At 40.3% G+C, this 6,602-nt stretch carries 8 protein-coding genes; 4 read left to right on the top strand and 4 right to left on the bottom strand.

All coding sequences use genetic code 11. The features are described 5' to 3' along the window. Nucleotides 1-525: 525 nt before the first annotated feature. Complete coding sequence (locus ACRRMM_RS15275; protein WP_017366706.1) at nucleotides 526-2,448, bottom strand: ABC-F family ATP-binding cassette domain-containing protein; 1,923 nt, start codon at nucleotides 2,446-2,448, stop codon at nucleotides 526-528. Nucleotides 2,449-2,586: 138 nt separating this feature from the next. On the opposite strand from ACRRMM_RS15275, the gene moaC reads away from it, so the two are divergent. From moaC to tatC, 4 genes are read left to right on the top strand one after another with little or no spacing between them, the layout of a single operon-like run. Continuing rightward, nucleotides 2,587-3,078: a cyclic pyranopterin monophosphate synthase MoaC gene (moaC, locus tag ACRRMM_RS15270; protein ID WP_026050052.1), complete on the top strand. Its 492-nt coding sequence runs from the start codon at nucleotides 2,587-2,589 to the stop codon at nucleotides 3,076-3,078. Nucleotides 3,079-3,093: 15 nt separating this feature from the next. After that, nucleotides 3,094-3,747 carry a redox-sensing transcriptional repressor Rex gene (locus ACRRMM_RS15265; RefSeq protein WP_008355687.1) on the top strand — a complete coding sequence of 218 codons (654 nt, stop codon included), beginning with the start codon at nucleotides 3,094-3,096 and terminating at the stop codon, nucleotides 3,745-3,747. Between the two features lie 27 nt (nucleotides 3,748-3,774). Continuing rightward, the gene (locus ACRRMM_RS15260) at nucleotides 3,775-3,954 is read left to right on the top strand and encodes a twin-arginine translocase TatA/TatE family subunit (RefSeq protein WP_008344374.1); all 180 of its coding nucleotides are present in this window, start codon (nucleotides 3,775-3,777) and stop codon (nucleotides 3,952-3,954) included. Nucleotides 3,955-3,960: 6 nt separating this feature from the next. Continuing rightward, nucleotides 3,961-4,725 carry a twin-arginine translocase subunit TatC gene (gene tatC / locus ACRRMM_RS15255; RefSeq protein WP_090756407.1) on the top strand — a complete coding sequence of 255 codons (765 nt, stop codon included), beginning with the start codon at nucleotides 3,961-3,963 and terminating at the stop codon, nucleotides 4,723-4,725. A gap of 39 nt (nucleotides 4,726-4,764) precedes the next feature. Here the strand turns inward: tatC and ACRRMM_RS15250 are convergent, their stop codons facing one another. From ACRRMM_RS15250 to ACRRMM_RS15240, 3 genes are read right to left on the bottom strand one after another with little or no spacing between them, the layout of a single operon-like run. Further along, nucleotides 4,765-5,391 (bottom strand): NUDIX hydrolase, encoded by a 627-nt coding sequence (locus ACRRMM_RS15250; protein ID WP_428828800.1) that lies wholly within the window; start codon nucleotides 5,389-5,391, stop codon nucleotides 4,765-4,767. 57 nt (nucleotides 5,392-5,448) lie between these two features. Further along, the gene (locus ACRRMM_RS15245; RefSeq protein ID WP_017366710.1) at nucleotides 5,449-5,643 is read right to left on the bottom strand and encodes a YdiK family protein; all 195 of its coding nucleotides are present in this window, start codon (nucleotides 5,641-5,643) and stop codon (nucleotides 5,449-5,451) included. Next, nucleotides 5,640-6,374 carry a lysostaphin resistance A-like protein gene (locus tag ACRRMM_RS15240; RefSeq protein ID WP_428828801.1) on the bottom strand — a complete coding sequence of 245 codons (735 nt, stop codon included), beginning with the start codon at nucleotides 6,372-6,374 and terminating at the stop codon, nucleotides 5,640-5,642. The genes ACRRMM_RS15245 and ACRRMM_RS15240 overlap by 4 nt, the downstream gene beginning before the upstream one ends. Nucleotides 6,375-6,602: the final 228 nt, after the last annotated feature.

Below are 6,602 nucleotides of genomic sequence, written 5' to 3'. Positions count from 1 at the left end.
AAGAGGCGACATGGCAATGAACGGTCAACCTGGACTGCCGCTTGTCTCCTATGAATAAGAACTCCTGTTGATACAGGAGTTTCAGCGTGTAGACAAACCCTCGCATTCTTTGTCAGTCCTGCGTGCTGGTGCTCACGAATATCAAATTCGCTCCGCGCCAGTAATCGTCTTTCCTAGACTTCAAGGGCTTTCTATCACGCTGAAAAGAAGACAACGGGCTAAAATCAAGTTCATTTTAGCCCTTTGTCAACAATTTGGAACTCCTGTGGATATACAGGAGTTTTTTCTATTGAAATGAAAGCGATTTATTCACATGTAAACGTTATATATCCACAATTGTTAGAAAATTCGTTTTAAAATGAAGAGAATGTGTATAAATGTGATCTTTTATGTGGATATGTGATTAAAATACTGTGGATAAAGTGGATAACTTTAAAATATTTAAGAATAATCAAGATGTTATTGTGGGTATCATTGTGGATAAAGATTCTCACCTTAAAAAAAGAGCACCCGTTAGGGCACTCTTTATGCATCTGATAGATCTTCCCATTCCGCAAAAAGTGATTCCATCTCTTGATTGAGCGCATCATTTTCTGTTTGAATGGCTTGTACTTTCTCGTGATCTTGGAAAATAGCAGGATCACATAGAAGCTCTTCGTTTTCAACGAGCTTGTCTTCGATGACAGCGATACGCTCTTCAATTTCTTCAATTCGGCGCTGCTTTTGTCTTTCTTTCTTTTTGAGTTCTTTCTCTTCTGCATAGGAAAGTTTTGCTGTTTCTACTGGTTTTTCTGCTTGTTTTTTATGCGTCTCCTGAGTTTGGAGTGCTTCAAGCTCTAATTGTTCGTTTTTCTTTTCAAGATAATAGTCGTAGTCACCGAGGTATTCTTTTGTTTCATTTGGTGACAACTCGAGAACTTTTGTTGCCAAGCGATTGATAAAGTAACGGTCATGCGAAACAAACAAGATGGTGCCTGGATAATCAATTAGTGCATTCTCTAATATTTCCTTACTGTCTAAATCAAGATGGTTCGTCGGTTCATCGAGAATGAGGAAATTGGCTTTTTGGAGCATCAGCTTTGCCAGTGCAAGTCGTGCTTTTTCTCCACCACTTAAAGCATGTACAGGCTTTAAGACGTCATCACCTGAAAAAAGGAAGTTTCCTAAACAAGTCCGAATGTCTTTTTCAGTCATATGGGGATAATCATCCCAAAGTTCATTTAACACTTTTTTGGAGGATGTCAGCTTGGCTTGTTCCTGATCATAGTAGCCAATCGTCACATGAGAACCAAAGCTGATATCGCCTTTTACTGGTTTTAACGTATCCGTTAAGGTTTTTAAAAGAGTTGATTTCCCGATACCATTAGGACCGATGAGTGCCACGCTATCCTCCCGTTTAATATGAAAAGAGAGGGAGGAGAGGAGCGGCGTTTTTTCATCGTAACTAATATCGAGATCATGCACCTTCAGCACGTCATTTCCGCTTTGCCTCATAATATCGAAATGGAAGTTTGCGGATTTTTCATCTCCTAACGGCTTATCTAAACGATCCATCCGTTCCAGCTGTTTCCGCCTGCTTTGAGCACGCTTTGTGGTGGAGGCTCTTGCTAAGTTGCGATCCACGAAATCTTGAAGCTTCGAAATTTCTTCTTGTTGTTTTTCATACAGCTTCATATCACGCTCTAGCTGCTCAGCTTTTTGGTCAAGATACTTACTATAGTTCCCAGCGAACTTTTTCATCGCTGTTCTTGACACTTCATATACATGGTTCACGACCTTGTCTAAGAAGTACCGGTCATGGGAAACGATGAGAATGGCTCCTGTATAATTTTGCAAATACTGCTCAAGCCATGATAAGGTATCAATATCTAGATGGTTGGTTGGCTCATCCAAAATCAAGAGTTCTGGTTTCATCAATAATAGCTTTCCAAGCGCTAGACGGGTTTTCTGACCGCCGCTTAAGGATTGGACGGTTGTATGATCTTCAAAATGACTAAAGCCGAGTCCGTGTAAAATGGAGCGGACATCTGCTTCATATTGATAGCCGCCTTGATCTTTAAATGCTTGCTGCAGTCTGTCATAGGTTTTCATTAGAGAATCTAATTCTGTTCCTGTGGAAGAAGCCATTTTCTCTTCTATGGTTCTCATCTCTTGTTCCATTTCTTTTAAATGATCGAAAACGGATAGTAGTTCGTCTTTTAGCGTACGTGTAGACGTCACATCTGTATGCTGTGCTAGATATCCAATGGATAGGTCTTTCGGTTTGATGATCTCACCTTGTTCGTAAGACATTTGACCGGCAATGATTTTTAAAAGCGTGGATTTTCCTGCACCGTTACGACCAACAATGGCAATACGATCCCTCGCTTTGACTTCCAATTTTATATTCGTTAAAACGGTATCAGCGCCAAACGATTTGGACAGCTGATTCACTTGTAGAATCATCATGTAACTTCACCTCTGCTATAATATGTTAAGTGTAGCTTATCAGCAGTAAACCGGCAAATCTTACATACGGCTGCCATGGTCAAATGAAAGACAGATAGGAAAAAATAGTGTATGATTTGAGTGAGGGAGCGTTGAAAGATGAGTCAATTTAGCCACTTTAACGAACAAGGAAGAGCAAAGATGGTCGACATTAGTGACAAATCGTCTACAGTGAGAACTGCCGTTGCTGTTTCAAGCGTTCGTATGATAAAAGAAGTATTTCATCAAATACAAAAGCATGACATTGGAAAAGGGGATGTGCTGTCTGTCGCACAGGTAGCTGGCATCATGGCAGCAAAGCAAACGTCCAGCATCATTCCAATGTGTCATCCGCTTGCATTAAAAGGTGTCGATATCTCCTTTGATTGGGAGGAAGACGGAAATGCGTACATTCTGAACATACAAGTACAGGTGAAAACAAAAGGAAGTACGGGTGTGGAGATGGAAGCGCTCACTTCTGCCTCAGTATGTGCACTGACCGTTTATGACATGTGCAAAGCAATAGACAAAGGGATGATCATCGGCCCGACCTATCTAGTAGAAAAAACAGGCGGGAAAAACGGTGATTTTCACAGAGCATCTGATATTTAAGTTGGAGGATCTTATATGAATATAGACCAGTCAAAAATTCCACAAGCGACAGCCAAACGTTTGCCGCTTTACTACCGTTTTTTAAAAAATCTGCATGCATCAGGAAAACAAAGGGTGTCATCGGCAGAGCTTAGTGATGCAGTCAAAGTGGATTCTGCCACCATTCGCCGAGATTTTTCTTACTTTGGTGCACTTGGGAAGAAAGGGTATGGCTATAACGTCGATTACCTCTTGACCTTCTTTAGAAAGACCCTTGACCAAGATGAAATGACGAATGTCATGCTCATCGGTGTCGGGAATTTAGGGACTGCTTTTTTACACTATAATTTCATTAAAAATAATAATACAAAAATTTCAATGGCTTTTGACGTCAATGAGAGTAAAATAGGAAGTGAGATAGGCGGCGTGCCTGTCTATGATTTGGATAAGCTTGAAGAGCATGTGCAAGAGGTAGGAGATATTCCTGTTGCGATTTTGACAGTGCCTGCCGTAGCAGCTCAATCCATTACAGATCGTTTGATTGCCCTTGGCATCAAAGGAATCCTTAACTTTACGCCGGCTCGATTGAATGTGCCGGAACACATTCGAATTCATCATATAGATTTGGCGGTTGAACTTCAGTCTCTTGTGTATTTCTTAAAGCATTACTCTGTTACACAGGAGGACTGACGAAAAGGGGTAAAGGGGGTGGAGCAAATGGGTCCGATCGGTCCTGGAAGTTTGGTTCTGATTGCGGTTGTTGCGCTCATTATTTTTGGGCCGAAAAAGCTTCCTGAATTAGGAAGAGCAGCAGGAGATACATTACGTGAATTCAAAAATGCCACAAAAGGTTTAGCTGATGATCAGGAAGAAAAAAAGAAAAAAGAAGATCAGTAGAATAGGATGAGCTTCATGAATGTCAAAGATATGCCGCTTATGGAGCATATTGTGGAACTGCGAAAACGTTTAGTGATCATTGCGATGTTTTTTGTCACTTTTATGGTGGCAGGTTTTTTTCTCGCTAAGCCGGTCATTGTGTATTTACAAAATACCGATGAAGCGGCTACACTGACATTGAACGCATTTAAGCTCACAGATCCACTGTACGTGTTTATGCAGTTCGCTTTTGTCATTGCTCTTGTTTTGACGTGTCCCGTAATTTTATATCAGCTTTGGGCGTTTGTGAGTCCTGGCTTATATGAAAAAGAAAGAAAGGTGACACTTGCTTATATTCCGATTGCACTGCTTTTATTTTTGAGCGGTGTGGCTTTCTCTTATTTTATTTTGTTTCCGTTTGTCGTCGACTTTATGATGCGGATGTCAAATGATTTACATGTGGAGCAAGTGATTGGGATTCATGAGTATTTTACATTTCTGATGCAGTTAACACTTCCATTTGGCTTTTTGTTTCAGATGCCTGTCGTGTTGATGTTTCTCACTAGACTTGGCATCATTACACCGATGTTTTTATCGAAAATACGGAAGTATGCCTATTTTGTCCTCCTTGTCATTGCCGCACTTATTACACCGCCAGAGCTCGTTTCTCACCTCATGGTTACCTTGCCAATGCTCGTTTTGTATGAAGTGAGTATTGTCATTTCAAGAGTGACCTATCGCAAAATGCAGCAAACAGAGACAGAGGAGAAAGAAAATGATGTTGTCTCATAAAAAAGCATCGTGATCCTAATAGGGGTCACGATGCTTTTTCTATTGTGAAAGAAATTGATTGATTGCTTGAAAGAGATGCTCATAATACGCAGGTTCATGCGGGACAAAATCATGTACACGGACCTCTCTCTTTTCCTCACATCGCTTGCCGTCTGCATCCACTTCAAAGCCCTCGATGTTCATTTTTTCGCATTCTCTACTTAAAAGCTGCTGTGCATCCATCAGCCTTGCTCTATAAAGTCCAGCAACTTCTTCTTTCTGTAGATGGACATCCATGTGCTCTTTTTGATCCATATAAAGATACACATGGCAAAACTCACGATCGGTAAACGAAGGCAGATGGATTTCATCTTTAATGACACCAGCAAAGGTAAGGTTCTCAAACGAGATGGAGAGACCAAGCTCTTCTTCGACTTCTCTGATGCCATCAGAAGGCTGTTCATCTGCGAGAAGGTGGCCTGCTGCTGTGATATCAAATAGAGAAGGGAAATCCTTTTTGGCGGGACTCCTCAGCTGAAAATAGAGAAACACTGTGTCATCTTCCTTTTTTAAAAGCCAGAAATGAAAGGTCTCATGCCAAAGGCCCTCAGCATGGATATCAGATCGAGCGGCTGTACCAATCGTTTCATGCTGATTGTTCATGATGTTCAGTTTTTCGTGTTCCATGAAAACATGACCTCCATAAAAAAACCATTTTCCAAACGGCGGAAAATGGTTTTTGGTTTATTTTTGCTGCTGTTTTTTCATTTTGACAGAAAAAGCAAACATTTTTAACGCGATATTAATATTATAGGCCGCAAACACCATCAGCAAAATGCTGTAAAATGACCACATGTCACCTGGATTTTGAATGGCCATATAGGTGAACGCCACACCTACGGCAAAATAAATAATGCCCCATACGACAGGGTTTCTCATGAGAAAAAGCCTCCAATAATCATTTGCATTGTTTGAGATTGTTCTTCAATCATTTTTCTTACTGGCTCAATCTGCACAAGAATGACGAGCGAGTTCATCAGCATGTGTGCGCCGATTGGCACAATGATTCGTTTTGTTTTCGCATATAAAAAGGCAAATGTAAAGCCCATTGCGGTATAGAGCAAGATATGTGGGAAATCATTGTGTACAGCAGCAAAAACCACTGAACTGACAAGTGCGCCAATGAAAAAATTCGTTTTTTCATAAACGACACCAAAAATGATTTTTCGAAAAATGATTTCTTCTAATATCGGTCCAATCAGAGCGATGACGATGACAAGCCATGGAACTGCATCCATAATGGCTAAAATGTTTTGAGTATTTTCGGATTCTCGGCTAATGCCAAATGCATATTGTTCAATCGCCCCCGCAATGGATTGTGCAAAGAGGGAAAGAAAGAAACCGCCAATGATCCAAGCGATTGACGCGCCGACTGAAGCCGGTGCTTCATTTCGAAGTGAAGCTTTTGGTACAGTCCGAAGAATGAGCAGAATAATGATTAATCCGATACAGAAGCTAATGATTGTCCATGTTCCTGACAATTTAGAGAGCTCTGCTTGTGTCATCGGTGTCTGAATGTAACCTAACCACTTCATGATGAACACATACGGAAACGCAGAAACCTGCACCAATATATACGTTAAGATGATGTACCAATATTGTTTTTTCAAGTAACGAAAACCCCTTTACTAAAAGAACTAGATTTATTGTAACACAAGTCTTCTTTTTCGTTGAAAAGGAAAGAATTTGAGTTGAAAAAAGATCATGAAAGCGTAAAAATTTTTAAAGGTTTTTACTTGAAATTGCAGAAGACATTCTTTATTATAATAAATGTGTTAGCACTCGTTGATGATGAGTGCTAAAAAAGACTACATATAAAAATTGAGGAGGTTGTTTCT

The sequence above is a fragment of the Bacillus sp. XT-4 genome (assembly GCF_050864245.1).
In the GTDB taxonomy this organism is placed as follows: Bacteria; Bacillota; Bacilli; order Bacillales; family Bacillaceae; genus Bacillus; species Bacillus altitudinis.
Note: the sequence above shows the minus strand (reverse complement) of the source record. Positions and strands in the feature narration are given on the sequence as shown.